At 47.9% G+C, this 25977-nt stretch carries 33 protein-coding genes and 4 pseudogenes; 19 read left to right on the plus strand and 18 right to left on the minus strand.

What is annotated here, in order from left to right; translation table 11 throughout:
- Window position 1 precedes the first annotated feature (1 nt).
- The 5 genes from DQX05_RS01395 (at window position 2) to DQX05_RS01410 (ending at window position 2493) form a co-directional block, all read left to right on the plus strand.
- The gene (locus DQX05_RS01395) at window positions 2-850 is read left to right on the plus strand and encodes a hypothetical protein (protein WP_119790227.1); all 849 of its coding nucleotides are present in this window, start codon (window positions 2-4) and stop codon (window positions 848-850) included.
- A gap of 12 nt (window positions 851-862) precedes the next feature.
- The gene (locus tag DQX05_RS01400; protein WP_119790229.1) at window positions 863-1189 is read left to right on the plus strand and encodes a hypothetical protein; all 327 of its coding nucleotides are present in this window, start codon (window positions 863-865) and stop codon (window positions 1187-1189) included.
- Window positions 1189-1350, plus strand: coding sequence for a hypothetical protein (locus DQX05_RS30495; RefSeq protein ID WP_182914575.1), 162 nt, complete (start codon window positions 1189-1191; stop codon window positions 1348-1350). The genes DQX05_RS01400 and DQX05_RS30495 overlap by 1 nt, the downstream gene beginning before the upstream one ends.
- Before the next feature lie 77 nt (window positions 1351-1427).
- Window positions 1428-1847 carry a phage holin family protein gene (locus tag DQX05_RS01405; protein ID WP_119790231.1) on the plus strand — a complete coding sequence of 140 codons (420 nt, stop codon included), beginning with the start codon at window positions 1428-1430 and terminating at the stop codon, window positions 1845-1847.
- Window positions 1831-2493: an N-acetylmuramoyl-L-alanine amidase gene (locus tag DQX05_RS01410; RefSeq protein WP_119790232.1), complete on the plus strand. Its 663-nt coding sequence runs from the start codon at window positions 1831-1833 to the stop codon at window positions 2491-2493. Before DQX05_RS01405 ends, DQX05_RS01410 begins: the two co-directional genes overlap by 17 nt.
- A gap of 76 nt (window positions 2494-2569) precedes the next feature.
- On the opposite strand, the gene DQX05_RS01415 is transcribed toward DQX05_RS01410, so the two are convergent.
- The 7 genes from DQX05_RS01415 to DQX05_RS01450 all read right to left on the minus strand — a co-directional run bounded on the left by DQX05_RS01415 (window position 2570) and on the right by DQX05_RS01450 (window position 6748).
- Entirely contained in the window at window positions 2570-3298 is a 729-nt protein-coding gene (locus DQX05_RS01415) for a hypothetical protein (protein WP_119790234.1), read from the minus strand.
- 57 nt (window positions 3299-3355) lie between these two features.
- On the minus strand, window positions 3356-3949 hold the full coding sequence (locus tag DQX05_RS01420; protein WP_119790235.1) for a hypothetical protein: 594 nt from the start codon (window positions 3947-3949) through the stop codon (window positions 3356-3358).
- A gap of 22 nt (window positions 3950-3971) precedes the next feature.
- Complete coding sequence (locus DQX05_RS01425) at window positions 3972-4157, minus strand: hypothetical protein (protein WP_119790237.1); 186 nt, start codon at window positions 4155-4157, stop codon at window positions 3972-3974.
- 337 nt (window positions 4158-4494) lie between these two features.
- Window positions 4495-5358 (minus strand): DUF3800 domain-containing protein, encoded by an 864-nt coding sequence (locus DQX05_RS01430; RefSeq protein WP_119790239.1) that lies wholly within the window; start codon window positions 5356-5358, stop codon window positions 4495-4497.
- A gap of 415 nt (window positions 5359-5773) precedes the next feature.
- Complete coding sequence (locus DQX05_RS01440) at window positions 5774-6079, minus strand: hypothetical protein (protein ID WP_182914576.1); 306 nt, start codon at window positions 6077-6079, stop codon at window positions 5774-5776.
- Between the two features lie 79 nt (window positions 6080-6158).
- On the minus strand, window positions 6159-6329 hold the full coding sequence (locus DQX05_RS01445; protein WP_119790242.1) for a D-alanyl-D-alanine carboxypeptidase: 171 nt from the start codon (window positions 6327-6329) through the stop codon (window positions 6159-6161).
- Window positions 6330-6565: 236 nt separating this feature from the next.
- A complete protein-coding gene (locus DQX05_RS01450) occupies window positions 6566-6748 on the minus strand; it encodes a hypothetical protein (RefSeq protein ID WP_119790244.1) in 183 nt (60 codons plus the stop codon).
- Window positions 6749-6923: 175 nt separating this feature from the next.
- On the opposite strand from DQX05_RS01450, the gene DQX05_RS01455 reads away from it, so the two are divergent.
- A complete protein-coding gene (locus DQX05_RS01455) occupies window positions 6924-7148 on the plus strand; it encodes a helix-turn-helix domain-containing protein (RefSeq protein WP_119790246.1) in 225 nt (74 codons plus the stop codon).
- A gap of 300 nt (window positions 7149-7448) precedes the next feature.
- Here DQX05_RS01455 and DQX05_RS01460 read toward each other — a convergent pair.
- From DQX05_RS01460 to DQX05_RS01470, 3 genes and pseudogenes are all read right to left on the minus strand, one after another.
- Window positions 7449-7697 (minus strand): annotated as a pseudogene (locus DQX05_RS01460) (tyrosine-type recombinase/integrase); the annotation flags it as partial.
- Between the two features lie 131 nt (window positions 7698-7828).
- Window positions 7829-8125: an immunity 53 family protein gene (locus DQX05_RS01465; protein WP_119790249.1), complete on the minus strand. Its 297-nt coding sequence runs from the start codon at window positions 8123-8125 to the stop codon at window positions 7829-7831.
- 227 nt (window positions 8126-8352) lie between these two features.
- Window positions 8353-9174 (minus strand): barstar family protein, encoded by an 822-nt coding sequence (locus tag DQX05_RS01470; protein WP_259391720.1) that lies wholly within the window; start codon window positions 9172-9174, stop codon window positions 8353-8355.
- A gap of 508 nt (window positions 9175-9682) precedes the next feature.
- On the opposite strand from DQX05_RS01470, the gene DQX05_RS01475 reads away from it, so the two are divergent.
- Both DQX05_RS01475 and DQX05_RS30205 read left to right on the plus strand, forming a co-directional pair.
- On the plus strand, window positions 9683-10102 hold the full coding sequence (locus DQX05_RS01475) for a hypothetical protein (RefSeq protein ID WP_119790251.1): 420 nt from the start codon (window positions 9683-9685) through the stop codon (window positions 10100-10102).
- Between the two features lie 118 nt (window positions 10103-10220).
- Window positions 10221-10889 carry a hypothetical protein gene (locus DQX05_RS30205; protein WP_147385144.1) on the plus strand — a complete coding sequence of 223 codons (669 nt, stop codon included), beginning with the start codon at window positions 10221-10223 and terminating at the stop codon, window positions 10887-10889.
- A 362-nt stretch (window positions 10890-11251) separates the two neighbouring features.
- Here the strand turns inward: DQX05_RS30205 and DQX05_RS01490 are convergent, their stop codons facing one another.
- From DQX05_RS01490 to DQX05_RS33375, 3 genes and pseudogenes are all read right to left on the minus strand, one after another.
- On the minus strand, window positions 11252-11581 hold the full coding sequence (locus DQX05_RS01490; RefSeq protein ID WP_119790256.1) for a BLB8/JUQZ-1 family protein: 330 nt from the start codon (window positions 11579-11581) through the stop codon (window positions 11252-11254).
- Window positions 11582-11714: 133 nt separating this feature from the next.
- Window positions 11715-11930, minus strand: a complete 216-nt coding sequence (locus DQX05_RS01495) for a DUF3006 domain-containing protein (RefSeq protein WP_006678380.1) — start codon at window positions 11928-11930, stop codon at window positions 11715-11717.
- Between the two features lie 5 nt (window positions 11931-11935).
- A pseudogene (locus tag DQX05_RS33375) lies at window positions 11936-12405 on the minus strand (ComEC/Rec2 family competence protein); the annotation flags it as partial.
- Between the two features lie 268 nt (window positions 12406-12673).
- On the opposite strand from DQX05_RS33375, the gene DQX05_RS31575 reads away from it, so the two are divergent.
- The 5 genes and pseudogenes from DQX05_RS31575 (at window position 12674) to DQX05_RS01520 (ending at window position 14383) form a co-directional block, all read left to right on the plus strand.
- Window positions 12674-13081, plus strand: a complete 408-nt coding sequence (locus DQX05_RS31575; protein WP_259391721.1) for a DeoR family transcriptional regulator — start codon at window positions 12674-12676, stop codon at window positions 13079-13081.
- Window positions 13053-13505 (plus strand): annotated as a pseudogene (locus DQX05_RS01510) (FGGY-family carbohydrate kinase); the annotation flags it as partial. The gene DQX05_RS31575 and the pseudogene DQX05_RS01510, both read left to right, overlap by 29 nt.
- A 48-nt stretch (window positions 13506-13553) precedes the next feature.
- A pseudogene (locus DQX05_RS01515) lies at window positions 13554-13792 on the plus strand (class II aldolase/adducin family protein); the annotation flags it as partial.
- A gap of 146 nt (window positions 13793-13938) precedes the next feature.
- The gene (locus DQX05_RS30500; protein WP_182914577.1) at window positions 13939-14115 is read left to right on the plus strand and encodes an NAD(P)H-dependent oxidoreductase; all 177 of its coding nucleotides are present in this window, start codon (window positions 13939-13941) and stop codon (window positions 14113-14115) included.
- Window positions 14116-14158: 43 nt separating this feature from the next.
- On the plus strand, window positions 14159-14383 hold the full coding sequence (locus DQX05_RS01520; protein ID WP_119790259.1) for a hypothetical protein: 225 nt from the start codon (window positions 14159-14161) through the stop codon (window positions 14381-14383).
- 313 nt (window positions 14384-14696) lie between these two features.
- Here DQX05_RS01520 and DQX05_RS01525 read toward each other — a convergent pair whose 3' ends face one another.
- Entirely contained in the window at window positions 14697-15854 is a 1158-nt protein-coding gene (locus DQX05_RS01525; RefSeq protein WP_259391722.1) for a hypothetical protein, read from the minus strand.
- 58 nt (window positions 15855-15912) lie between these two features.
- Entirely contained in the window at window positions 15913-16632 is a 720-nt protein-coding gene (locus DQX05_RS01530; protein WP_259391723.1) for a YiiX/YebB-like N1pC/P60 family cysteine hydrolase, read from the minus strand.
- 460 nt (window positions 16633-17092) lie between these two features.
- Here DQX05_RS01530 and DQX05_RS30505 point away from each other — a divergent pair, with 460 nt between their 5' ends.
- From DQX05_RS30505 to DQX05_RS01565, 6 genes are all read left to right on the plus strand, one after another.
- Window positions 17093-17470: a hypothetical protein gene (locus DQX05_RS30505; protein ID WP_182914578.1), complete on the plus strand. Its 378-nt coding sequence runs from the start codon at window positions 17093-17095 to the stop codon at window positions 17468-17470.
- A 303-nt stretch (window positions 17471-17773) separates the two neighbouring features.
- Window positions 17774-18448, plus strand: coding sequence for a TerC family protein (locus tag DQX05_RS01540; RefSeq protein ID WP_119790264.1), 675 nt, complete (start codon window positions 17774-17776; stop codon window positions 18446-18448).
- A gap of 218 nt (window positions 18449-18666) precedes the next feature.
- A complete protein-coding gene (locus DQX05_RS01545; RefSeq protein ID WP_119790266.1) occupies window positions 18667-19422 on the plus strand; it encodes a class I SAM-dependent methyltransferase in 756 nt (251 codons plus the stop codon).
- Window positions 19423-19615: 193 nt separating this feature from the next.
- A complete protein-coding gene (locus tag DQX05_RS01550) occupies window positions 19616-20683 on the plus strand; it encodes a YeeE/YedE family protein (RefSeq protein WP_119790267.1) in 1068 nt (355 codons plus the stop codon).
- A 27-nt stretch (window positions 20684-20710) separates the two neighbouring features.
- Window positions 20711-20935: a sulfurtransferase TusA family protein gene (locus DQX05_RS01555; RefSeq protein ID WP_119790269.1), complete on the plus strand. Its 225-nt coding sequence runs from the start codon at window positions 20711-20713 to the stop codon at window positions 20933-20935.
- A 224-nt stretch (window positions 20936-21159) separates the two neighbouring features.
- Window positions 21160-22134, plus strand: coding sequence for a diaminopimelate dehydrogenase (locus DQX05_RS01565; protein ID WP_119790273.1), 975 nt, complete (start codon window positions 21160-21162; stop codon window positions 22132-22134).
- Window positions 22135-22840: 706 nt separating this feature from the next.
- Here DQX05_RS01565 and msrA read toward each other — a convergent pair.
- From msrA to DQX05_RS01580, 3 genes are all read right to left on the minus strand, one after another.
- Window positions 22841-23422, minus strand: coding sequence for a peptide-methionine (S)-S-oxide reductase MsrA (msrA, locus tag DQX05_RS01570; protein ID WP_182914579.1), 582 nt, complete (start codon window positions 23420-23422; stop codon window positions 22841-22843).
- Between the two features lie 147 nt (window positions 23423-23569).
- Window positions 23570-24586: a cytochrome d ubiquinol oxidase subunit II gene (gene cydB / locus DQX05_RS01575; protein WP_119790275.1), complete on the minus strand. Its 1017-nt coding sequence runs from the start codon at window positions 24584-24586 to the stop codon at window positions 23570-23572.
- The gene (locus tag DQX05_RS01580; RefSeq protein ID WP_119790277.1) at window positions 24570-25973 is read right to left on the minus strand and encodes a cytochrome ubiquinol oxidase subunit I; all 1404 of its coding nucleotides are present in this window, start codon (window positions 25971-25973) and stop codon (window positions 24570-24572) included. Before DQX05_RS01580 ends, cydB begins: the two co-directional genes overlap by 17 nt.
- Window positions 25974-25977: the final 4 nt, after the last annotated feature.

The following is a 25977-nucleotide window of genomic DNA, read 5'->3' on the forward strand; positions in this document are numbered from 1 at the left end:
CGTGGCTGAAACAGATAATCTCAAGCTGTATAAGGCTGATCCCGTCGCCGATTCAGATAAGACATTTAACATAGACACCATGCTCAACGGCAACTGGGACAAGATAGACAGTAAGGCGGCGGAGTGGGATGGAAAAGAAACACCTGAAGGAGCCCAAGCAAAGGCGAATGAGGCGTTAGCCGCCGCTAAAGAGTATGCCAACGATAAAGTAGCGGATGCAGGTCAAGTAAAGTCCGTCAATAACAAAACGGGTGACGTTGTGCTAACTGCGGCGGATGTGGGAGCGGAAACTCCTACTGGAGCCCAAGAAAAAGCTTCCCAAGCCGAGGCAAACGCCAAAAATGCCAGCCTGCCGCGCTCGGGTGGTACTGTTAGTGGTAATCTGGCTGTGACTAACATCCTAACAGTACAGGGACGGGATGTACTCTCCGAAATAGATTCTGCAAAGCAAGCTGGCGTTGATGCGAAGCAACAAATAGTGGACGCCATCAACGCCATGGGGGGATCAGCGTCCACGAATGATTCCTGGGCAACGTTGTCTGCAAAGATTAAGCAAGTAGGTATGAAATGGGCAAAGGGCACGGCGACCGTTACAGATTTCTCAGGATTTGATGTTACGGGGCTTACTTTTCAGCCTAACTTAATCATCCTGAAGGTTATCGGAAATTATAGCAGTAGAAGATGCTTGGCTGTCTATTCGCAAGAAATCAATTTAAATTGGTACCATGCTAGAGACGGTACTACCTCGTATTTTGTAGAAAACGTCTACACACCGACACAAAACGGGTTTAAATTTGATATCGGGACCAATATATATAAGTTCGAATTTGAGTGGTTCGCTGCTGGATGAGGAGGGATGAACATGGAAATTGGGAAAAGGATTATATATGATGCGGAAACAGGCAAGATACTCAACGGGGCGCTCAATGAGATGGAAGGGGATTTACAAAACGGGCTTCGACCGGAAGTAATCGATTTTATCGATCTGCCGTTCGGATACAACGAAAATAATTTCCGAGACGCTGATTTGTATCATATCGACGTTTCCAACCCTAAAACAGATCCGCCCGTCAAACGTATCGTCATTGATAGCTATATCAATCGGCAGCCGACCGAAGCCGAGCGGATCAAGGATCTAGAAGATCAATTGCTCATGCAGGAAAATGAAAAGGTAGGAGGGATTTTGTAGTGGTTAACGTGGTGATTGTGCGTATACTGGCAGAGCGTATTATAAACAAAGGTATAAATCCGCTGAAGCAACGGCCGTTTGAATTGGATGATGTTACAAACGCCGAGTATAGGGAAGCTGTAGAGGACTTTATCATTGTGAAAAGTGGAGTTGTAGAATAAGCGCCTACCCTATGGTATGGCGCTATTATTATGCCCTCGGGATACCCGGGGGCTATTTCAATTGAGGGGGAATTTAGGTGGAACGATTGGACTTGGTATTGAAAACGGCATTCGCCACAAGCGGCGGAATCGCATCATTCTTGTTCGGTGGGTGGCCGGCACTGTTGAACGTGTTGATCGTTGTTGTGGCGGTTGATTATGTCACGGGTGTCATGGCCGCTGGAGCCGAAGGCAAGTTAAAAAGCAGCATCGGCCTTATCGGCATTGCGAGGAAGGTATTCATCTTCATGGTTGTAGCCGTGGCGCACCAAGTGGATAGCGTACTCGGAGATCAGCATTTGCTGCGGGATGCTGCGATCTTTTTCTATTTAGCCAATGAACTGCTGTCCATCATTGAAAACGGTGGGCGATTGGGCATGCCGCTGCCACCAGTCATAAAACAAGCTGTTGAGGTGCTGCGTGGAAAAGGAGGGGTTAACGATGACCATCGAAATTAAGCAACGGCTGCTGCCCGACGGCCGGCCGAATAAGCCAAGCCGGTCGATGAAGCCGCAATATATAACGATCCACAATACGGACAATAGCGCCCCCGGGGCTACGGCTGAGTCGCATAGCCGTTATATCCTCAATGGCAGCGGTGGCCGGGAGGCGAGCTGGCACTATACCGTTGATGACCACGATATATACCAGCACTTACGGGACAATGAGCAGGGATGGCATGCCGGCGATGGTAACGGGCCGGGGAACACCACCTCGATCGGCATCGAGGTCTGTATGTACCAGGGCATGGACGAGCCCAAGGCGTGGCAGCGGGCGGCGGAGCTGGTCGCGCTGTTGTGCAAGCGGCACGGACTCGGGGTTGATCGGGTGGTGCCGCATAAGCACTGGAGCGGCAAGGCTTGTCCAAGCCGGATACTGCCGCGATGGTCCGAGTTTGTGAAAATGGTCGAAAAGGAGCTGGAGGGAATGGAGAAACCGAAGCAGCAGGACTATGAAGGACATTGGGCAGAGGCGTCTATTCGGCGTGTGATGGATGCGGGGATCATGAATGGCCGTAACACTGGATTCGCGCCGAACGAACCGATTACGCGGGCAGAGATTGCAGTGGTGGCGGATCGGATATTGAAGCAAGTACAGAAATAAGGAACCCTAAGAAAATTGGTCCTAAAGTAAAATAATCAAGCCGTATTATATAAGGACACTATACGGCTTGATTATTTTAGGATAGTTTCGGATAGTCGGGGTCTTGCTTCAATTTATCGAAATGCGATTTGTTTTTTGAATAAAAGTAATCTATTTTTTCATGGAAGTCTGGGTTTAATTTGCATAAAGGATAATCATGAATTACTTTACCAATTAAATCTATTTGAAGGATAAAAGAATTTGTTAAATGGCTAATATACACTTTCTGAATTAATTCGGGAGTCATGTCAAATACAGAGCTGTTAGCTTTTCGTCCGTACTCAACGTTACGGAAAGCGTTTATCAGGTTTGAATGGGCAAATAAATTATTTATGGTCTTCTTTGAATATTCAATTTTTTCTGAATACTGTTTATAATTTTTTTCAATCCACTTATAAGCCTTGTTCTTTACGCTTCTTTTTTCTAGTAGAGTACCGGGGAAATCAATGTTCTCTTGGATAAATTCGCTCTCATCTGGTTTGTACAAAGCGTAACAAGCTAAGATCGTCGATTCGAGCGCAGTTCTCAGGGACATCTGAGATTGCACAGTATGGTGTCGTAGTATTGAAAGAAGTGCTAATGAAATCATTTTATTGATCTGAGTTAGAAACGCATTAAAAACAAAAACTCTTTGACTTATTGAGGGCACAAATAGCCAAGAGTATTCTACAACCTCTTTCGCTAAAAAGAAAATTTCCCCGTAGCGTTCTCCTGCTATATGAACTAATCTATTTTCTTCATCTGAGAGTTCGTAGATATTAAACAAAGCTTGAAACCTCCCTCATATTATATGCTCCATCTACCCAACCCTGAAACAATTTCATTATTTAATTAATGGGCTATTTTCAATGTTTCTTTCCTTTATTATTTTATCAATTATGTCCTCATGAAATTTAAGGAAGCTACTTTTGGTTTGTACAATAATATAAGAAATTATTGAGGCAAGTGTCATTAGTGATACTATCGCTAGAATATACGAAATTGGCTGAGCATAAAACCCATCTATTATTTCTTGGAAATTCAAAATGTTTTTTTCCAACTTATCTAGCTGGTCTTTATCTATCTTTGAATTTATTGATTGAAACACATTTGTTAACCACGTCATTGCAAAGAGAAGCATAAATGTTATGAGGGGGAACATTAATTTTGCAAATAGATCTACGACCCTATCAACAATAACCGGTTGTTCTGAGTAGACCTTTAATAGATGTTTTTGGATTATGATTTCCCTATCAGAGCATTTGTTGTAACAATTATACAGATTGATTATTTTCCCTCTTGCTCCGCTTTTACTACCTGTTACGTATTTTTGAATAGGCTCTAAAATAATCTTGCGCTGTTTACGATATATATACGTCTCCATTATTAAAATCAAAAGAAACGGCAGAATTATTATGATATCGAACCAGTTTTCCAAATAAATCACCTACTGCTATTATTTATGCTTTTACCATTACACGTTCTATTTCTTCAAATGGAATCCACATAACTTCCTCAAAATTCCGAATCTTAATTCGGCTTGGATCATCAGAAACTTCTACATTCCCTGAAATTGTATCCCCATTACTTAGTCGAATATATACTGTTAGGTTGTTTTCAATTGCATTCTGAATTGTCGTAATCACTAGTCCCACCTCCTAATTGTAGATTTATTTGCGGAACTTAGGTATATTATACTAAAAATTAGGTTGAAATAAAGTATAATAATGGTAAAATGGTATGAGAGAGTGGGATGTAAAGACTAGTAATAAATGAGTGTCTTAAGTAGCGACTTGCATATACAACATATAAAGTTTGAGCTAAGTATTGAACTTCTGAACCAGTGGTAAAAACCATACAAAAAGAGCCGATTCCCACGGCTCTTTTTTAACAATATTGTTGTAAAGAAACTTAACTTATGATATAATTTATGCAGGGATCGGGATTACTCGGTCGGCCGTCCAGCTACGCTGTGGCGGTTTTTTATTTATACCGTGGTCTCCATACCTTTAATCCCCAACCCAAATAATTTGGAAAATTATAAAACTTCCTCTCCACAATTGAAAAAGCCGGATCTACAGCTCTTTCATTAGTCGAATGCCTATGCTCTTTATGGATAGGATAAGAAACAAGATCTGCATATTCGAGTATTATAAAGGAACTTTTATCATCATCGTTTTTCCACCATTTTGGGTTGAAATAAACTCCGCGGATATTTCGAAAATGAGAAGCTGGATTCTGGTTTGTTCCGTTATCAATAATATGGGTAATATAATCTAATACGAACTTATCTTCTTTTTTACCACGAGACTCAAGCATGACAACCCCAGTCATATCTCCATCATTTAATCCTTTGCAGTATCGCTCCAAAATAAATTGGACGGCAATATGATACGGATGAATTGGATTGATGTATCTTTTATAATGAGCTAATTTATCTATATGACAAGATATTATTTTAGCATTAACACTCTCGATCATGTTTGTCAAATCATAGGTTAATATTTCTGGGTCAATATTATTAAAGGGATACGATTTCTTCCTTATATCCCTAGAGTGAAAACATATTCTTTTTTCCCTTCCATTATGACGATACAAGCCCTGATCCCAATGCTTAAACTTCACTTCATTTACAACCCTTTTTAGCTCATCATAACGGTTTTGATCGACTATAACACCAGTCAAAGTAAAGTCTCTCATTGTAAAATCAATTTCATCTTCTTTTCCGGCAGCTACCTTCCTGCTAATTGATACTAGATCCGCTGTGCCGCTCTCATCCATCCCCATTATATAATCAACACCGTCAGGCCAGTATTCAATAATTCTTGGTCTTGATCGCCATTCCATCTTGCATCCCCCTCGATTGATGAGTTCATATACTCATCATAAATATTAACTTGATAGTACTTCAAAACAAAAAATGGTAATTATAAAATATTGAGTTGATGTGAGAACGTGTATTCGCATATACTGGTTTCGAATATATGTTCGAGGTGATCGGAATGAAGGACTGGCGAGAGGACTTACAACGTACAGAGCCGGCGGTCAAAAAGCCGAAAGATCCGGACCTGTGCAGTTGCATGGCCAACATGAAAGGGAGATGGATCGACGGCGTGTACACCTGCGTGCGCTGCGAGAAGCCCGTATATGATTCATTTGGAAAAAGATAAGCCCCGGGATGTCCGGGGGCTCTTATTGCGTCATATTTACTTCGCCCCGAAGGGCTAGGTTTCGTTGGCTTCCTCAGACTCATCAGGCGGACTTATTCATTCATTGCGGGGAAATTCTTGTTGATTCTTTCTTGTTCTTCCTTGGTGAAACAGAATCCCTTGAGAGAATTATCTTCAACTCTTACTAACCGGCCTTGATCCGCCATTTCTTTCAATTCACCAAGTGTGCGATTCATGCTATCCGCTTGATGTTTCATTATTCTAAAATTGTTAAGGATTTGCCTAGCTTCTTCAAGTGGAATTTCAATAGTCTTCGCTTCTTTGCTTCCAGATGCCTCAATTAAAGCCTTTAATATTTCGATAGATTCATCTGGATTAAACTTTGCATTAGACATCATGCTTATCCTCCTAATGATAATTAAGTTTAGTATACAATGCTGTTCGTATTTAAACCAATAGAGGGGCCGTAGCCCCGCATTAATCAAAAACCCTGACAGTGTATTTAGACTCATCAAAGCGGCGTATTTTCTGGGTCCCGTCCTTGTTTGTGAGCACGAGCGTTATTACTCCAAGCCCGCGCTGCAGTACTTTACCGGTTACCGTTTTGACTTTGCCGCCTCGTGTTAAGGTGGTGCATGTCGCTCTCATAATTGACCCTCCTTGCGTATTTAGAGGGGCCGCAGCCCCCACATGTGTTACTTAAAGAGCAGAACGCCGACTATTACGCAACTGACGAGGGCGCCGGCAATCATTATGGCTAGGGTGGCGTTGTTAATCTTTTTCATCGCATATCCCTCCAGTTTTAAGTCATTCCGTCATATGATATACTTTTTGTCAGACGACCGGGTCACTACCCGCCCCCGAAGGGGCGAGTAGCTTGCTAATCACTTACCTCCTTTGACGAGGAGTAGGACTAGCGTGACGGTGGCGGCTAGGAGTTGGATGATTGCCGTGAGAAGCCCAACCATTTCCTTTGCCGAGACCCGGTCGTCTTTTTGCTGTGGTTCGGCTTGTTGCTCTTGTTGCGGCGGCCGAACCTTTTTGTTTTTTTTCTTGTTCTTTGCCATCTGTTCACCTCCTTTCCGGAAGTCTATTCGATTAACATATTGATTAATATAATCATCTTCCTATACATAATATACAACATAATGATTATGATGTCAATCATTTTAGTCAGGTTGTTGATTGTTTTTGTTAGGATTGTTATTATGGTGTTACGAATAACGGAAAGGGGAGTACCGAATGATCGTCAACAAATTAAGCGAGTTGATGGGCCGAAAACGATTGAAAGTAGCAGACGTAGTTAGAATGACCGGACTGGCCCGAAACACCGTGGCGGATCTTTACTACGGCAGATCATCACAAGCAAATTTTGAAACGCTGAATAAGTTGTGCGCTGCCTTGGAATGCAACTTAGAGGACATCCTGGAATATATTCCAGACAACGAAAAGGAGCCCCGGGAGTAGTCCCGAGGCTTTGATTTTTCATTATTCATCTACCAATCCATCTACCATTTCATCTACCGACATAGAATTCCTTAAATGACCTTACGGAACCTTATTGTTGATTCATCCGGTGTTTGAAGGACTAATAAAACCTTCCGAAACCCTACAGGACCATAAGGGAACGCACTCGTAATGCGTAGGTCGGGGGTTCAATTCCCTTCACCAGCACCACTTACATGTCGATAACGGCGCGGCTTCCGGGGTTCCGGGGGCCGCGCTATTTGTATGCAGGAGCACGGACTTCTAACATTTTTCTAACCTTTATTTAAGTAAAGCGTTATTTTCGGCTTCTTTGGGCGTGTCAAGTGCATCTCCAAGGATCGAATCTCCAATTGGCATTGCTTCCTGTAAGTTGGGAAGGATATGCGAGTAAGTATCCAATGTGACGTTTATGGATGAATGCCTAAGATGTCCCTGTACAATTTTGGGGTAAATCCCAGCCTTTAATAACAGTGTTGCATGAGTGTGCCGAAGATCGTGGAATCTTATCTTAGGGAAGTCCGATTGTTTTTAGGTGATTTTATGAAAGAATACGATAATAATTTTACATTAAATGTATGTATACCACACCAATAAAAGAAACTTTGAAAAGCACGGAGCCAATCAAGGTTTCACTAATTACCTCTATAAGAGTATCACTTCTATCTTTCTACGCTTGAAGCCCATTGCCTAAAGCAATTTAGTATTTCTTCTAAATTCATTGCTCCGCCAGCACCATGAAATACTCCGTCTCTCACAATGCAGTAACACCAATCATGATCGTCTCTCTCATCTTCTATCGAATCAAAATGCTCATTCTCTAAATAAGTATCAGCCAAATTGATTTCAACAGACCAGCCGGGATTATCAACAGTATCAATTTTCACACCATAGGAATGTTCCCAATCACCGTTACAGTTTTGATAATACCAGTTCTGAAGCCATTTTAATGTTTCCATCGTTTTTACCTCTTCTTTAGAATTTCATATGGATATTCCGGCCTAACTCCCCACAGGAATCGACTTACCATTAACATGAGGTGTAGACTTCATGAAGTTTTTAGCTTTTCCGGTATTTTTCTGAACAACATTACCACGCCCCTTAAACGCCTGGCTAGAGCCTCCTTCTCCTGAGGTGCCCTCATCTCGATTTCAAATATTATTGTTCAAATATAATAGTAATCCCTTCATTTTTTAAAGTTCTCAACAAGGGCTTGAAATAACGGACTATTCCCTCGTTCTTCAAAAAAAGGCTCTTCTCCCGAATATTCATTGCTTCTATATTTGATTTCTTTTTCCCAAGCCTGAACATCCAAACAATGTTCTGCTACTTTGTAATTTGTCCATATTAGAGTAAATGGCGATACTGCCCCATAACCACCATGTAGACAATCAATTAAGGAATTAAAATCAAAACCAAAATAACCCCCTGGACCATTAATGGATTCTCCTAAAGCACAAAAAAATGAAGCATAGTCACGAATATGTGCACCATCTAAATAAAATGTCTCTTCTTTTGTTTCTTTGCTATCTAAAAATACCTTATTTAGGTTATACTTGGTCACAACTTTTAACCAGGCTCTCCTCCCATTTTCATTCAGTTTTGCCCATTCGTTAATTTTCGATGGAGGGGAGTTTCGCCACAACTCCCAGATTCCAAGTTCTTCATTCGACACAATACTTTCTAATGACCCAATCAAACTAAGATCAGTTGGCGAGCTAGGAAAGCCCTCCTTGTGATAGTATATATTGTCATCAATTGCAAAAGAGAAGTTTGCGAGAATATCCTTATTTCTATCAACTACGCATATATACACCAGCCTGCAAAAAGACTCTTTTCTTCGTACAATATATTCTTTAAACTCATTACAGAAAATAAATTGTTTTAATAAAATTCGATGCTTTGAACTCTCATTTATATACCCAGAACCATCTAGTCCTGCGATATCGTTACAATATCCAATTATTAGTTCACTGTCATCATCTAGAAGTGAGAACCTGTAATCCAATACACGCACCTCATTCCTTAGAACCTTCCCACACGTTCTTTTTTTCGGTTTTATTTTTTAACTCGTTTGCACTGAATATCTTTTGATTTCCATCTTTATCTATTCTAGTGAGTCCCTTTTCCGAGTTTAATATTATCGTATTCATTTGTTATTTTCTTAAGGATATTATGGTTATCCGAGAGTCTATAAGTACTCCGGGATGGGATGGAATATTTTTGTCAAAAATGACGTTTTTGAGTATAACAAAAATGGTGTTTTATGTATTTAAGTTTTGTAATAATTACCTAATTGGTGGGGTTGTATTTGCTGGAGAATCGAAGTTTGAAGAAAATGGAGAAATTCAACCTGTCCGGGCAGTTCATAGTCAACACTGTCCGTGGTTCAAAAAATTATTTCCACAAAATTCTTGACGCTGCCACGAAGTAAAGGTTATAATTCACAGGGTATTTTTCCCATAATTAATTACTGCGCAGTAGTTAACAAAGATTTCAGAAAAAGAGGGGTTCTAATGAGTTGGACAAATAGCGTTACCAATAGTTTTGATAAAGGGTTTAACAAGGCTGCAAAATATGTTGATAGAGCGGCCGAAGAAATAGGTGATTCACTCCAAAAATCAGCCCAGGCAGTTCTCAATAGTGTTGATAAAGGGTTTAACAAGGCTGCAAAGTATGTTGATAGGGCGGCCGAAGAAATAGGTGATTCACTTCAAAAATCAGCCCAGGGAGTAGTTAGCGGCTGGGGTGTCGGCCCGACAGTTGGAGGGGGAGGTGCAGGTATCATTTATGATGTTAAAACAGGTGTCCCCAAAGCTCAGGCCGTCGGAGGCTTCATGCGTGGAGCAGGTCTCACTGCAGTTGGTGAGTTAGGAGTTAACACTGCTATTGATTTAGGCCAAAAAGCTTATAACTATTTTACTGGTTCTAAATAAACATTAACAGTAAGCCGTAAAGGCAGGTAAACTGGTGCCCATCCCCTAAACACTTTTTGGTGTTCGAAAGGGTATGGGTACCATCTTCTCATACCACCTTTTATTGAGGTGACACCATTTGGCTATATACTCGTTCAAGAGCGAACAAGCTTTAGAAAGTGTTCACATCCTTTTTTTAGATCGAGATATGAATCAAAAAATATATCCACTATCTTTGTGTCTAAATAAAACTTGGAAAATTGAGATTTCAAAGGATACAGAAGTATTCTATTATGTATTTATTATTAATGAATCATTTTGGATATGCGATTATAAACGATCACTTCAAAAGGTAAATGGATATTGGTATTCGGATAATCGTTCAACGCCTAAATCAACCAGGACAGTTACAGTGAATAGAAGTACATTCTGCAAAGATTTTAATCGCGTAGAGTATAGCCCGATGAATGAAACAAGAGTATTTTCTAATTTAGATACTATGCTCGGATTCTGGGCTGAACTATCGGAAATACAAGAAGAGGAAATCGTATATATTCAGCTCATTGATCCCAAGAATAAACTTGCGGTAATGGCCTTTGAAATATTGCAACCCAATGAAGAAATGAGAAGAAGTTTTTATTTTGGTTTTCAAATTTCACCTTATGTTGAAGCTGGTAAATGGAAAGTTAGATTGATTCAAAATGAGAAAATGTTGTGTGAAGAAGAGTGTATCATTAAACTGATTAACAACTCCTACTCTAGCCGCAATATTTACTACGCCACTTCTATGTTAGATGCAAAATATTAGGAGGATTTGTTTGCTTCTCTCTACTCTAAAAAAAATACACAGGGAAATTTATATTATATCCCTTATTCTAAGTGTCTGTGTTGGAGTTTACTCCCTTCCAATTTTTATATTGTGTTTAATCATATCCCCTAAAAAGTATGATTATTATGTGTTTTTGGCAATATCCTTATTTTATATACTGGGAAATTATTTTGATTTTTTTAGCGCCACAGACAAGAAGAATACAGTAATTGGTATTTTGACAGTCGTTTTGTATGTCAGCATTACTAAATATCGAAATAGAAAGAAGTAAGAATTCGATGCGCGGTCAAAATAAAAAGAGAGCAGGAGAAACCTCTGCTCTCTGTTTGATTCGAACGGCTTTAATATGTAACCTCAATATGGTTGATGAACAGGGTACCGTTAGCGGCATAGTTATAAACCGTGGCATTTCCCGGTTGCAAGCCAACCACTCTCCCGCTTGGTTCCACCCTCACGACCCCTTCTCCGCTAACTAATACGACTCTTGAGCCTGCCATGCCAATCCAGGTGGACCAACCCACTTTGAGCTTGATCAGCGGATTAACGATGGTATTCTGTAAGGCGAAATTAGTCGTAACTGGCTGAGGGGTAAACGGTTGTGCAGAGACAGAACCTGCGATAAGACCGAATGCTGCGATGGAACAGATCAGTGCTTTGGTTACGTACTTCATGTAGGAAAACCTCCATCCCAATAAATGGTTACTCCTTCATCTTAACAGGGAAACAATGGGATTACAAGGTATTTTTTAGGGAAGAGGCATAAATTAGCGTTTTAAACATTTGCCGTCTTAGGCAGCTTGCCTTTTAATCCTCGAACAGGTCATTCATTAGCTCATCAATTTCTTGTTTTCGTTTCTTCGTTTCTTCTTTATCGAGGGTGAACTGATTGCCGTTAATGATCACGACGTCTCCTGCTTCGGCTTCTGCCGGCAGCAAATATTTCGGATACTCAACGGTATGGCCATCAACTTCAATCACGGCCAGATCGCATTCGAATCGGTCGATTATCCCTTTGATCATATCGATTACCTCACTGTCTCGAACTTTATTTTTTTGCCATCGCTGATAGCGGTAATTGTTCCTTGCGTGTCTGTTCGGAATGTCTTCACGCTTGCTTTCTTGAGCCTGTCCACGTTGCTTTTTTGGGATAGCCATACTTATTGTCCATTCCCGCGCTAATTACCGCGTAGGTTGGCTGTACGGCGGATAGAAACTTCTGTGACGTCGATGTCTCCGAGCCGTGATGGCCTGCCTTCAGCACATCGGCGCGCAGCTTGTCCGGCTGTTCCAGCATATCTGTCTCGCTTTTGGCTTCGGCATCGCCGGTAAATAGGAATGAAGTCTCTTTGTAACTTCAAGTGTAACACGGCGCTCCATTCGTTTAAATCCTTGCCATATTCCTTAACGGGGGCGACAAATTCAGCCGTAGCGGAATGGTGACTCCGCTCTTGGCCGTCTTAATCCCCAATTTTTGCTTTTTGACGGTTCTCAAAAAGGAGGCGTGCGGGAACAAGACTCAAGCGCAATAGCCGCTTTTAAGGGCGGCAGGCTTTAATTTGAAGTTTCACCGAATAGGCCGGTACCTTCGCGGGGGCGGCCTATTTTTTCTTTGCGCAGGATAAGCGCCATTCTATTGCCTATCTATTATACTATATTTTTCCTGGGAACTTCCATGAATGATGATACAGCGCAGCTTCCGGTCAACGGGGCTGCATTTTTGTTCGCACGTAATACAAAAAATGGGATAAAGGATGACAACCGTTATGAAGAAGAGCCGGTTAGCGGTAGAGCGGCAGAAGGAGATTTATAACACGATCAGCCTGGTCGGGACGGTCTATGTCGCCAACTTGAGCAAGAAGTTCAATGCAACGAAAGAGACGATCCGCAAAGATCTGGAGGCGCTGGAGAAGGAAGGGATTGTGCAGCGCACGCATGGCGGAGCGGTGTTGAATCATAAGATGCCGGTCCAGCGCCATATGACGAATGTGGACGTGAAGAGCTCCATCGCCAGAGAAGCGGCACAACTGGTGGAGAAGGGCGATATCATCGCCTTGGACAGCAGCGATTTTTTTTTGCAGCTGGCGAAGCAATTGCGGGATCGCGAGATTACTGTTGACCGACAAAGCATCCCGGCTTGCGGTTGGAGAAAGCGGCTTGCTTGCGCTGGATAGGTGGAACGGCAACCGTTCGACGCTGGTCGATGCGGATCTGACCGGATTGATCATCGGGGCAACGTTGTTAACGAAGAGTGAAGAGATCTATCGCGCGCGCGTTGATTGAAGCTACCGCGTATGGGACGCGCATGATTATTGAAGCGTTCCGGGAGAACGGAGTTCGGTCACGGAACTGTACGCCGCAGGCGGCATTGCGGAGAAAAATGCGCTCATGATGCAAATTTATGCAGACGTCTGCAATATGGAGATTCGGATCGCGGCTTCCCCCCAGACGCCGGCGTTCGGTTCCGCGATGTTCGGAGCCGTCGCCGCTGGCACAGAACGAGGAGGGTACGGCTCGATTAGCGAAGCGGCGCGGGCAATCGGCAAGGTTAAAGCGCATTACTACAAGCCGATAGCTGCGAACGCAGCGGCCTATCAAGCATAATCCAACGGAGGCTTGTTCAACTATAGTTAGGGTGTGATGGAGATGTTGCAGCAACTCAGACAACAAGTGCTTGAAGCGAACCTGCTGCTGCCGAAGTACGGACTTGTCACGTTTACATGGGGAAATGTCAGCGGCATCGACTGCGAGCAGGGGCTGGTCGTCATTAAGCCGAGCGGCGTTCCATACGAGGCGTTGACCATCGACGATCTGGTCGTCGTCGACCTGCAGGGGAACAAGGTGGAGGGGCGGCGAACCCGTCCTCCGATACACCGACGCATGTGGCGCAAGCGTATTATGGGCAACGATAGCGGATACCTCAAGGACATTTGACCACGAACAGGGGCAACGAGCGCGGCCGCACAGAAAGCGTAATTCGTCATCGGCGATCCCCGCAAGAACAGCGTGAACTACGATTTGGCCTACGGCGATGAAGCATTTCGAAGAAAACGGCATAGAAGTCGAGGCCCGTGATTTGTACGAGATGAAGTTCCAGCCCGTCATCACCCCGGAGGAGTTCTACTACGCCAAGGACGGGACCGGGGAACCGGTGGCGGATGTGGCGGCCGAGCAGGATTTGGTCAGTCTTTACATCCTAAATAAGTAATGAAGTGAAATATATACGTGATAAACCTCGGAGTCTCTCCTTTGTGCGCGCACATTTTTTTAAAGACAATAACAAAGGGCATGAAAGCGAGACGCTGTCCTTCCAGACCGAAGGCGGGCAGTTCATCGCCATCGACCATGAAGACAGGCAAGCCGGTGTCCGTCGCGATTCCGTCGAACGAAGCTGGCTAGAAGACGAAGTCGATGACCAAGGAAGACAGCATCAAGCTGGTGAGCTCGTTCGCATCGAGTGCAAAGTTAAAAAATAAGATTCGGAACGCGAACAAAGCAAGGGTTCCGGTCAACGATATAAGATTGGCTGAAGGGGGGGCGCCGTAGAGGCGCCTTTTTGCTATTGATCGCCCTGCAGAAACGCTGCTGGACCTGAAGGATGAACTCCTAGTCTTGAGCAAGCAGAACGACCCGGGATACATAGAGTACGAGATACCTGAAATAAGCAAAGACATTATAATAGCGCATTCCACACCTTGTTAAGTGACCGGAAAGTTTAACCTTACTAAGCTGACAGCATAGAACAGCTGCCTTCAGGCCCAATTGGACCAAGAAGGCAGCTGCTTGCATTTAGAGGTCGGATAACATCTGAAAATCATATAAATACACTTCCGGCGAGATGGCATCCTTCACCTTCGGAATGCGCAGCTCCTGCTGCAAGGAACCGTCCGCCAAGCGGTATTGCTCTACCTTATGTGCTTGAAGAGCGGCATCATAGCGGAACAGGTAGTAATGATTCCCCCGCGCATACCCCATCTCCTGATTCCGATCAAAAGTCGGTTCGAAGCCGGAGAGGGAATACGTCTGTCCGGCCGTGCGCGTGTCAAGCGCGAAGGGGAAAACGGTTCCATAGCCATCCACGTAGTACAGCTTTCCTTCTGCCATTCCGAGGCTATTCGCGCTGAGCGAGAAATAGCGATTATCCAGCTCTCCTCCATACGTATGCAGCGGATAGACGTTGGCCGTATGCGAAGCGGTGTCAATCTCCATCAGCTGCAGCTTGACGCGATTGTCCGGGTTGCGCGTGGAAAAGACGGCATACAGCTTCTCTTGAACAGATACGATGTCCGTCTGTACGATCAGAGACCCGGTATCTATGTCCAGAAGCGGGTATTTGGCAGATATTAGCTGGTCGTCCCGAAGCTCTATGGCGATTAGGCTTAGCCCTTGAAGCGATGCGTGCTCGGAGGTTAAAGCGTATACCGTGTGTCCGTCGCTGCCCTGGGCTTCGACGAATTCGCGGATTTCCCGGCAGTAGTGATGATTGCTGTCTCCCCAACGCAGGATGGAGATGTAATCGCCATTCCAAGCGACGCCTTGATTGAACATGGAATAATATTGCCTGCTTCCGGTCAGATAACCTGACATTTGCCGATATCCGGCGCTTACCGGACAAGGGGAGGTGTAAGAAGCGGACTTCGCCTCGTTCGTGTGCACCTCGATTTCGTGTTTGCGCTGGATGACCAGACTGTCCTGATCGGGAAGCTTGACTGGAGAGCCCCATTCCAAACCTTCTCCAAGGAGGGTCTGAATGGCTCCTTCCCGATTCATGCGAACAAGATAGGATGTCCCTTTATTGTAGTACTCCTTCGGCAGTGAGGTGGAATAATAGACAAGGGCGACGGTATCGTCGAGCCGCATATCGATCTGAGATGAAGGAAGAGAAGCTGGGTGGCTGCATGAGAGCAACGTACTGGAGAGGATAAGCAGGCAGAGCAGCAGAGACATCCGCTTAACGACTCCTGACGGCTTCGTATTGTAGGATATCATAGTGGAGCGAGCTTACTTAATAACTTTTCAAGGTGAGGAACATAGGGGAATCCCGGATATCGACTGGATAGACGCCCAGGCCGCCATCCTTATCGATATCGATTTTCGCTTTTTCTTTGAAGGCGCACCATACGAGCTTGGAGCAGTTCTTATCCCCGATGCATGACGTCGTGCGATTCGTGGCGAAGTTGTAGGAGTAGCTCTCACCGATGCGGCCGTGCGCCCAGTCGGCGGCTTGCTCTCTTGCGGAAGCGCTTGCATACTGCGACTTCGGAGTCAAGATTTTGGAGCCTGAATCTACGCGTTTGTCGATAAGCTTCACCTTGCGTACGCCTGAGCCAGGTACAGATTCCACGATGTAGTCGGTGGTGTAGTAGACGCCGACATGTCCGTGCGGGATCCCGGCTGTGGAGGCCGTCTCGAAGAAGACATTGCCTTTGCTGCTGGACGCAAGCTGATAGGCGCCGTTGCCTTTGCCGCCAAGCACCGTTATTTTGTTCTGCAGTACGGGCTTTTTCGCGAGCAGCTCGTCGTACATTTGGCTGGCGATGACGTCGTGCGGAAGCTGGGTGACTTGGGAAGCGTATTCAATATCGGATACGAGCTGCTCCTTGGTGACATGCGGATACACATCCAGAATACGCTCCAGGACATCGCCGTCCTGACCGCGGGCGCTAACCGTTGCAGGAACGATCAGCAGAAGCACGAGAATGGCAAGCACAACCTTTTTCATCATAATCCCTCCTAGCATGTAAAGTATACTTTCAAGGATAGTATATAGGCGGTGTGGAAAAATATTCAAAAAACTTACTTATTTATATGGAATACGCCGGCTTTACTGCTTCAGTCACTGATCGATCTGGCGCTGAGCTTGACCTGCCCATGATAGCTCCAAATGATTGAGCGGCAATGTGACATTGCCCGCGACGCGGCCAATCCCTTGCACGGCTGCCGGCTTTGCACGAAGACGACGCCATCGCTCGGTCCCGTATGTTCGTTATGCACGTTCGGGATATCGTTCTGATTGCCGGATAATAGAAACGTGAGATGCTGGCTGGAATGCCGGCCGCCAAGATGGCATCTACTAACGATCCTTGCTGCATGGCGGCGTCGATCCCGTCGCCTGCGGTGAAGAAGCCTTGCCCGCCATAGTAGGTCGTATACCAGTCCTGTTCATTGGCAGGCAGCGGGTGGACATGGACCCATTTGGCCAGCATTTGCTTCTGTCCGGGGAAGAAATCGCCCGTCGCTGTTCGATAAATGGAGAGTTCGGGGTGATTGCGCCGCACACCGTAGCACATCATGCGCGTATGAGGCGAAGGGGCGTTCATGCTGCCGCCGCACTCAGGGATAATGCCATAATTGAATGTCCCGCCGTGCCGCCCGGCTTGCGAACGGATGACGCGTACATGCGGGAAGCGAATGCGCCTTTGCTCCAGCCGATGACATCAACCTTGCTCTCGCCGGTCAATGCGTACTTATACCGCTCTATCGCAAGCGGCTGCACGGCGCGGCTCGAAGTGGATGAGAACGGAATGATCCTTGCTTACGAGGGTCAATGGGCAAGCCTGTAACCAACCTGGATCAAGCAGGGTATTTTTATCTTGACCCTATGTATCCTTTTGAATTAACATAGAAAATATAAAGGGGAGTAGCTGTTCAATAAAGTCGTCACTACGAGGATAACACCTCCGGCTTTGTTGGCAACGATGATTGCTGGCGAGACCTTTACCATGACGGTAAAGGTCTTTATTTATGGCCTTTACCGTGATCGGTAGGGGCCATTTTTGTTTTTAAGGGGTGTTGCCCGGGGACGTTCATAATTGTGAGCCATTGAAGACAGGATATATATGACACTCGAGATAGGAGAGGGTACGATGGATTTCTTCACAGCAGACTTCTGGTCTGCGCTTCTGGCGATCGTCATTATCGATCTGGTGCTGGCGGGTGACAATGCGATTGTCATTGGGCTGTCGGCGAGGAATTTACCGAAGGATCATCAGAAAAAGGTTATTTTGTGGGGAACGTTCGGAGCGATTGCCATTCGTTCGCTGCTTACGCTTGCTGTAGTATGGTTGTTGAAAATTCCGGGTCTGCTGCTGCTCGGCGGGGCGATGCTCATCTGGATAGCGTATAAGCTGCTCGTTGAGGAGAAGAAGCATGATGTGGCTTCGGCAGGAAGCATATGGGCGGCCATTAAGACGATCATTATCGCAGACACTGTCATGGGTCTCGATAATGTGCTCGCCGTAGCCGGCGCGGCTCATGGCGATTTCATTCTTGTCGTGATGGGACTGCTGATTAGCGTGCCGATTGTCGTGTGGGGGAGCACGTTGATTTTGAAATGGGTGGAGCGATTCCCCATTATTATCTATATTGGATCCGGGGTGCTTGCTTGGACGGCGGCTAAAATGATCACCGATGAGCCGTTGGTGAAGGGGTTTTTCACGGGAAATCCGGTGCTGAAGTGGGGACTCGTCATTTCCATCATTGCCGGCGTGCTAGTAATGGGGAGAATGAAGAAGCAGAAGCAAGTGAAGCCAGCCACTTAATAACAAGGCCGCTTGTATGCCAGATTAGAGAGAAATCAATTTCTCAGCAAGCACCGCAGGGTGCTTTTTCTATTATACGCCGCCCCCTCCTCATAGGTGAACATTGCTCATTGATGTACTATAATATATATGAAAATAATGGAACTTGCTTTCATTGGATGGAACGAGCTGAAGAGTTGATTGAAGTGACTTTACTTTGCCGCGGGAGAGTGAATGGAATGGACAGTAAAGAACGGTTTTCAAGCCGAGTCGGCGCCTATGTGAAATATCGGCCCAGTTATCCGGCGGAAGCGATTTCGTATTTATATGATACGGTAGGTTTCCGTCCGGAGGACGAGATTGCCGATATTGGGGCGGGAACGGGGATCTTTTCGAAGCTGTTGCTCGCACAGGGGAGCCGTGTCATTGCCGTTGAACCTAACCAAGCAATGCGGGAAGCGGCCGTAGAAGAGCTTGGCCATCATGCGCATTATCGCGCGGTATCCGGCGCCGCGGAAGCGACGGGGCTGCCAGACAGCTCCGTCGATCATATCGTCTGCGCGCAATCGTTCCATTGGTTCGATCGCGGTGCCACGCGGCTGGAATTTCGCCGCATCTTGAAGCCGGGCGGCAAGGCTGTACTGATCTGGAACTCGCGCTTGCTGGAGGGGACCCCATTTTTGGAGGAATACGAGCAGTTGCTGCTTGCGTATGGTACGGACTATGAGAAGGTAAGGCATAAAAATATTTCCGAGGAATCCCTTTCCTCCTTCTTCCAGCCAGGGGGGATCTGGGTGGCCCGCTTCTCGATACGGCAGCTGCTCAATCTGGAAGAGCTGGGCGGACGGCTGCAGTCCTCTTCCTATGCGCCACAGGCAGGCCATCCGAATTATGTACCGATAATGGCTGAATTGGAGAATATATTTGAGCGGAACCAACAGAACGGTGTCGTATCCTTTGATTACGAGACCGAAGTATTTTGGGGAGAAGTGTAAGATAAAGTGCAGGCATAAGGAGCATGCCGCATCGCATATCTTTTGCTAATGACAGAGAGGGGAAGGCCCCTCTCTTTTTTACCCTGGTTCATGCTGTATATTGACACATCCGAAAGATGTGATACAATCAGTATCACTTATAAATCACATTGATTTACTTGGTTTATGTCTGGGAGGAGGCGTCATTGGACTGATGTTGATTACGGGGTTGCTATGCGGGGCGCTGCTTGGGTTCGTCATGCAGCGTGGACGATTTTGTCTGACCGGCGGTTTCCGGGATATGTACCTGACGAAAGACAACCGGATGTTCTACGCGCTGCTCATTGCCATCACAGTGCAGAGCATTGGGGTTTTTGCGCTTATTCAACTGGGCTTGGTCGAGTTTTCCGCCGGTTCGTTCCAATGGCTGGCGACAGTGGTCGGCTCGTTTTTGTTCGGCATCGGGATTATTTTGGCCGGGGGCTGTGCCACCGGGACGTGGTATCGGGCCGGAGAGGGCCTGATCGGAAGCTGGATCGCCCTGTTCGGGTATATGGCGATGAGCGCCATTATGAAGTCGGGCGCGCTGCTGCCTGTCAACAATAGTCTCAAAGCATACAATGCGCCGACGAACTCCATTCCGGACACATTCGGTCTGTCGGTGTGGCCTTTCATCCTCATCCTGGCACTGCTTACGCTATGGCTGGTCGTCAGACAGCTGCGCAAGCCTGCCGTGGCCATTCCGTCCCTGCCGGCGAAGCGCACAGGGCTCAACCATATTTTGTTCGAGAAGCGGTGGCATCCCTTCGTTACGGCGGTGCTCGTCGGCCTGATTGCGATTCTGGCCTGGCCGCTTAGCGAAGCGACCGGAAGAATGTCCGGGCTCGGCATTACGACGCCATCTGCGAACGTGCTCCAGTACTTGGTGACGGGAGACAGCGAGAAATATGTGAACTGGGGCGTATTCCTGGTGCTTGGCATATTGGCAGGCTCCTTCCTCGCCGCGAGGGGGAGCCGCGAATTCCGCTTCCGGGCGCCTGACGCCAAGACGGCGTTATCCAGCTTCGGCGGCGGCCTGCTGATGGGATTCGGAGCGAGCTGGGCCGGGGGATGCTCGATCGGCAACGGCCTGGTCATGACCGCCATGATGACTTGGCAAGGCTGGATTTCGCTTCTCTTTATCCTATTAGGAACGTGGACCGGATCTTACTTCGTCTATGTTCGCCCGCGTGCGAAGGCGCGCAAAAATCAAGCTGTATCCTATCAGACAACAACGGCGTAAGCCGATAGCGTAAGGAGGAATAATGATATGGGGAAAAAAATGTCTGTGCTCGGCATGGTATGCCCGTTTCCTTTGATTGAGGCCAAAGAAGCGATCGAGACGATAGACAGCGGCGATGAGCTGGTCATCGAATTCGATTGCACCCAAGCAACCGAGAGCATTCCGCGCTGGGCTGCCGAGGCGGGTCACCGCGTCACCCAGTTCGAGCAGATCGATGATGCATCCTGGACGATTACCGTGCAGAAGAAATAAAGTGCATATCATCTTTACGAAGGAAATGCCGCAGCGGCATTTCCTTTTTTGTCGTGTTCCGGGCGGCGGCATGGCTTCTACGATGATGGGCAAAATGAAAGAAGTCGAGCGCAGCGTACGAGAGAGTGCACATGAAGTGCAACATGTTCTCCGAAAAATCTATGTCGGTTATCATTTGTCCATATTATACTTATGTTAGAAAAGTTGAAGGAGATGAACATACGATGTCAGCTATACGTATCGGTATTGTAGGTTACGGCAACCTTGGAAGAGGAGTCGAGAAGTCGATTCGGCAAAATCCGGACATGGAGCTTGTCGCTGTGTTTACCCGAAGAGATCCGAGCTCGGTGCAAGCGAGCGTTCCGGTTGTATCATTGCAAGAAGTAGAATCCTATACAGATAAAGTCGATGTCATGATTTTGTGCGGCGGCTCGGCTACAGATCTGCCGGAGCAGGGGCCTGAATTGTCACGCCTGTTCCATACGGTGGACAGCTTCGACACGCATGCGCGCATTCCGGAGTATTTCGAAGCCGTTAACGGTGTCGCACAAGCGTCGGGACATGTGTCTGTCATCTCCACGGGATGGGATCCGGGCTTGTTCTCTCTGAACCGCCTGCTGTTCGAAGCGGCCCTGCCGCAAGGCGCGGAATATACCTTCTGGGGACGCGGCGTCAGCCAAGGACACTCGGATGCGATTCGCCGCGTGGAAGGCGTCAAAAACGGCGTGCAGTACACCATTCCTTCTGAGGAAGCAGTAACTGCTGTCCGCAGCGGGGAACAGCCGCAGCTGTCGACGCGCGATAAGCATCTGCGCGAGTGCTTCGTCGTGGCCGAGGAAGGCGCGGACAAGGCCCGCATCGAAGCGGAAATCAAAAACATGCCGAACTACTTCTCTGACTATGAAACGATTGTGAACTTCATCAGCGAAGAGGAATTGAAGGCCAATCACTCGGCGATGCCTCATGGCGGCTACGTGCTGCGCAGCGGCGTGACCGGCGAAGGCACGACGCAAGTGATGGAATTCAGCTTGAAGCTGGGCAGCAATCCGGAATTCACGGCGAGTGTGCTCGTCGCCTACGCACGGGCGGCACACAAGCTGGCGGTACGCGGAGAAGCCGGTGCACGCACCGTATTCGACATTCCATTCGGCCTCCTGTCGCCGAAATCGCCTGAACAGCTCCGCAAGGAAATGCTGTAAGATCGAGCGCCATTTTTTCGATAGACATCAACGCAAGCCCTCGCTGGCTTGCGTTTTTTGTCGTGTCCCCATGATATCCCCTTCCAGGCTCTTATGTTCAATATCCCATCGGTTCAGGGCGTTAGTCCGCATCATGTCCCTTATTCCTCTATGCTATGGAAGAGAGACGCTTTGCTCCATTTCCCCTTGTTCCCTTGTGCAGATGTTGCGGGCCTTTGAAGGCCGTTAAGGTTCTTAAAGGTCGTTGCAGGCCGTTGCAGGTCGTTGCAGGCCGTTGCAGGTTGTTCCAGGTCGTTACAGGTCGTTGCAGGCCGTTGCAGGCCTTTGCAGGTTGTTCCAGGTCGTTACAGGTCGTTGCAGGCCGTTGCAGGCCTTTGCAGGTCGTTACAGGTCGTTGCAGGTCGTTGCAGGTCGCTTCGGGTCGCTTCAGGCCCTGCTGAGGCCGCTCGGGCTGCTTCGGATCGTCTTCTCTGAGTGGATGGGATAACGACCAAAAGGAGCTGGATACCTTATTGAATGGGGCGCGGAATAGGACTCTTCTTGCCTTACGGAGCGGGATAACAGTAGCTTGCCTGACAGAATGGGATAGCGAGAAAAGAGGCTTGTCTGCCTGACAGAATGGGATAGCGTTCATAAGGCGGCAAAAAAGAAAGACGCCTTTCTCTGGCCAGAAAAAATAGCGGAGAAAGGCGCCCCTACAACGATGCTATTCACTGATCCAATGCTTCTTCAGGAAGTTGTCTCGGCCGGATTGGGCCCGGTCAGCTGCATAATGCTCAGGCTCTTTGCGGTAATAGTCCTGGTGATAGTCCTCGGCCGGATAGAACGGGCCGGCATCGAGAATGGGCGTGACGACAGGCCGATCGAACCGCCCGCTCGTCGCCAGCTCCGCGCGGGAAGCTTCGGCCAGACGGCGCTGCTCTTCGTTATGGACGAAGATGGCGGTCGTATAGGATTCGCCGCGGTCCTGGAACTGTCCACCGTCATCGGTCGGATCGATCTGCGCCCAATACAGCTCGAGCAACTGGCTGTACGGAATAATAGCCGGATCGAATGCGATCTGGACGGCCTCGAGATGTCCGGTCGTCTGGGACTTGACCTGCTCATAGGTAGGATGCGGAACATGGCCGCCGGTATAGCCGGACAGGACGGCGTGCACGCCATCCCATTGATCGAAGGGCTTCACCATGCACCAGAAGCAGCCGCCGGCGAAGGTGGCCAATTGGGTCCCGTCCTGCCGCGGCGTATCGTGTTGGGATGCAGAGTTCTCTGCAGCATATGTTGACATGTCGTTTCCCCTTTTTCACAGAATGGTAGATGGTTGAGATGGGCGCGTGACAGCGCAAGCGCCGCCGCCATCCCGCGTCTTCTGTTCACAGTGTAACCTGAAGCGGACAGGCTGCCAAGAGGGGACGAGGGAGCGGCAGGCTCTCCGTCAATACTCCAGATGCTCCTTCTCATCGATCCGCTTGCGGAATACATAATAGCTCCAGATCTGATAACCCAATACGAATGGAAGAATCGTCAGGGAGACATAGGTCATCACTTTCAGCGAATAGGCGCCGGAAGCTGCATTGAATATCGTCAGATGAAAATCGGCGCTGATCGAGCTGACCATCACCCGCGGGAACAAGCCGATGAACACGCTGGTCATGGACAAAATGATGACCGCCCCCGTCATGACGAACGCCCAGCCGTCCCGCTGCCGCTTGATGAACCGGCCTGCCATGACGAGCGCTGCCCCGGCCAGAAGCGGCAGAGCGATCCATTGGGGTCCATGCACAGTATAAATGTCGGTGCTGAAGTAGGTCATGACGGCGAACAAGAGCAAGAAGGCCGTGATGGCAGGCCCCAGGTCGCGCGCCGTCTTCCGGGCCCGGTCCCGCAGCCCTCCGGTGGTCCGCAGCGTAATGAAGACGAGGCCGTGCAGAATGCACAGCAGGACGGTTGCCGCCCCGCCGGTGAGCGCATAGCCGTTCAGCAGGTCGAAGAGGCTGCCGACCATTTCCTTATTGCTGTCGATCGGAACGCCGCGAATCAGGTTGGCGAATACGACGCCGAGCAAGAAGGGCGGGAGCAGGCTGCCGATGAAAATCGCGGCGTCCCATGCTTTTTTCCATGCGCCATGGTCCATCTTGCTCCGGAATTCAAAGGCGACGCCGCGGGCAATCAGTGCGAGCAGCAGCACGACGAACGGGATGTAGAACCCGCTGAATAACGTGGCGTACCATTCCGGAAAAGCGGCGAACATGGCGCCTCCGGCCGTAATCAGCCATACTTCATTCGCATCCCAGTACGGGCCGATCGTGTTGATAAGGATGCGGCGCTCCTGGTCAGTCTGGCCGAGGAAGCGTGCCGTGATGCCGACGCCGTAGTCGAAGCCTTCCAGGAAGAAAAAACCGACAAACAGCACGGCCACGAGAATAAACCAAAATTCATTTAGCGATAGCATGTGCATCCTCCTTGCTGAACGGATCGTAGGTGCGGGACAGTTCGTCCGGCTTCTGATCCCCGTCCTTACGAATAACCTTCACGAACAAACACGCGTCGATAATGGCCAGAACCGCATACATGGTGGTAAAGGCAATCAGCGAAAAGAGAAGCTCGCCTGCGGTCACGGTAGGCGAGATCGCGTCCTCGGTGCGCATGACGCCGAAGACGACCCATGGCTGGCGTCCCATCTCCGCCATGAGCCATCCGGTTGAATTGGCCAGGAATGGGAAGGCGATCGCGCCAACCATCAGCTTCAAGAACCAGGGCCGCTGCTCCAGCTTACGTCTACGGGCCAGCACCCAGCCGTAGATGGCGATCAGACACATCAGGCCGCCGGCGACTACCATCGTGCGGAAGCTCCAGAAGGTCATTTTGACCGAAGGAATGTAATTCCCGGGCCCGTATTTTTCCTCGTATTGCGCTTGGATCTGGTTCATCCCTTCCACGCTGCCGCTCAGCTTGTTGTGCGCCAGAATGCTCAGCATATACGGGACTTGCAGTTTGAATGATGTTTCTTGCTTCTCGGTATCGATGTGTGCGAACAGCGTGAACGGCGCCGGATCCTCGCTGGTGTCCCATAAGGCTTCGGCGGCGGCCATCTTCATTGGCTGTGACTTGATTAGATGCTGGGCTTGCTCATGGCCGATGAAGGCAACGAGCAGGGCGGAGATCAGGGCCACCGTAATCGAGACGCGGAACGATAGCCAAAACATCTCGGGATTGTGCCGCTTCAGCAGCTTCCATGCGCTGACGCCGGCCATGAAGAACGCGCCGGTAGCGAGGGCGGCGAATAACGTATGCGGAAATTGCAGCCATAGCTGCGGATTGCGGATGATTGCCCAGAAATCGCTCATCTCCGCTCTTCCGTTCTGGAATACGTAACCGACCGGGGCATGCATGAAGGAGTTGGCCGTCAATATCCAGAAGGCCGACAGCATCGTTCCGATCGAGACGAGCCAGATGCATGCCAGATGGACGCGCTTCGACAAGCGATCCCACCCGAACACCCATAAGCCGATAAACGTAGACTCCATAAAAAAGGCGAGCAAGCCCTCGATCGCCAGCGAAGGGCCGAACACATCGCCGACGAAGCGGGAATAATTCGACCAGTTCATCCCGAACTGGAACTCCTGCAGAATGCCGGTGACGACACCGACCGCGAAATTGATAAGAAATAATTTGCTCCAAAACTGGGCGGACTGCTTATAAATGTCCTTGCCTGTCCTGACGTAGAACGTCTCCAATACGGCGATTAAGAATGCCAGGCCAATCGTCATCGGGACAAAAATGTAGTGGAATAGTGTCGTCGATGCAAATTGGATCCGTGCGAGAATGACCTGATCCATAACG

This window comes from Paenibacillus thiaminolyticus, from assembly GCF_003591545.1.
In the GTDB taxonomy this organism is placed as follows: domain Bacteria; phylum Bacillota; class Bacilli; order Paenibacillales; family Paenibacillaceae; genus Paenibacillus_B; species Paenibacillus_B thiaminolyticus_A.

Bases quoted from the DNA above. Each gene is read 5' to 3' on its own strand.
- DQX05_RS01550 (WP_119790267.1), top strand. From the start codon at position 19,616: ATGTTGATTACGGGGTTGCTATGCGGGGCGCTGCTTGGGTTCGTCATG.
- DQX05_RS01475 (WP_119790251.1), top strand. From the start codon at position 9,683: ATGAGTTGGACAAATAGCGTTACCAATAGTTTTGATAAAGGGTTTAAC.
- DQX05_RS31575 (WP_259391721.1), top strand. From the start codon at position 12,674: ATGAAGAAGAGCCGGTTAGCGGTAGAGCGGCAGAAGGAGATTTATAAC.
- DQX05_RS01445 (WP_119790242.1), bottom strand. From the start codon at position 6,329: ATGAGAGCGACATGCACCACCTTAACACGAGGCGGCAAAGTCAAAACG.
- DQX05_RS30505 (WP_182914578.1), top strand. From the start codon at position 17,093: ATGGACCCATTTGGCCAGCATTTGCTTCTGTCCGGGGAAGAAATCGCC.
- msrA (WP_182914579.1), bottom strand. From the start codon at position 23,422: ATGTCAACATATGCTGCAGAGAACTCTGCATCCCAACACGATACGCCG.
- DQX05_RS01565 (WP_119790273.1), top strand. From the start codon at position 21,160: ATGTCAGCTATACGTATCGGTATTGTAGGTTACGGCAACCTTGGAAGA.
- DQX05_RS30500 (WP_182914577.1), top strand. From the start codon at position 13,939: ATGAAGCATTTCGAAGAAAACGGCATAGAAGTCGAGGCCCGTGATTTG.
- DQX05_RS01495 (WP_006678380.1), bottom strand. From the start codon at position 11,930: ATGATCAAAGGGATAATCGACCGATTCGAATGCGATCTGGCCGTGATT.
- DQX05_RS01465 (WP_119790249.1), bottom strand. From the start codon at position 8,125: ATGGAAACATTAAAATGGCTTCAGAACTGGTATTATCAAAACTGTAAC.
- DQX05_RS01400 (WP_119790229.1), top strand. From the start codon at position 863: ATGGAAATTGGGAAAAGGATTATATATGATGCGGAAACAGGCAAGATA.
- cydB (WP_119790275.1), bottom strand. From the start codon at position 24,586: ATGCTATCGCTAAATGAATTTTGGTTTATTCTCGTGGCCGTGCTGTTT.
- DQX05_RS01530 (WP_259391723.1), bottom strand. From the start codon at position 16,632: ATGATGAAAAAGGTTGTGCTTGCCATTCTCGTGCTTCTGCTGATCGTT.
- DQX05_RS01440 (WP_182914576.1), bottom strand. From the start codon at position 6,079: ATGATGTCTAATGCAAAGTTTAATCCAGATGAATCTATCGAAATATTA.
- DQX05_RS01545 (WP_119790266.1), top strand. From the start codon at position 18,667: ATGGACAGTAAAGAACGGTTTTCAAGCCGAGTCGGCGCCTATGTGAAA.
- DQX05_RS01525 (WP_259391722.1), bottom strand. From the start codon at position 15,854: ATGTCTCTGCTGCTCTGCCTGCTTATCCTCTCCAGTACGTTGCTCTCA.
- DQX05_RS01410 (WP_119790232.1), top strand. From the start codon at position 1,831: ATGACCATCGAAATTAAGCAACGGCTGCTGCCCGACGGCCGGCCGAAT.
- DQX05_RS01430 (WP_119790239.1), bottom strand. From the start codon at position 5,358: ATGGAATGGCGATCAAGACCAAGAATTATTGAATACTGGCCTGACGGT.
- DQX05_RS01450 (WP_119790244.1), bottom strand. From the start codon at position 6,748: ATGGCAAAGAACAAGAAAAAAAACAAAAAGGTTCGGCCGCCGCAACAA.
- DQX05_RS01580 (WP_119790277.1), bottom strand. From the start codon at position 25,973: ATGGATCAGGTCATTCTCGCACGGATCCAATTTGCATCGACGACACTA.
- DQX05_RS01555 (WP_119790269.1), top strand. From the start codon at position 20,711: ATGGGGAAAAAAATGTCTGTGCTCGGCATGGTATGCCCGTTTCCTTTG.
- DQX05_RS01490 (WP_119790256.1), bottom strand. From the start codon at position 11,581: ATGAAGTACGTAACCAAAGCACTGATCTGTTCCATCGCAGCATTCGGT.
- DQX05_RS01540 (WP_119790264.1), top strand. From the start codon at position 17,774: ATGGATTTCTTCACAGCAGACTTCTGGTCTGCGCTTCTGGCGATCGTC.
- DQX05_RS01455 (WP_119790246.1), top strand. From the start codon at position 6,924: ATGATCGTCAACAAATTAAGCGAGTTGATGGGCCGAAAACGATTGAAA.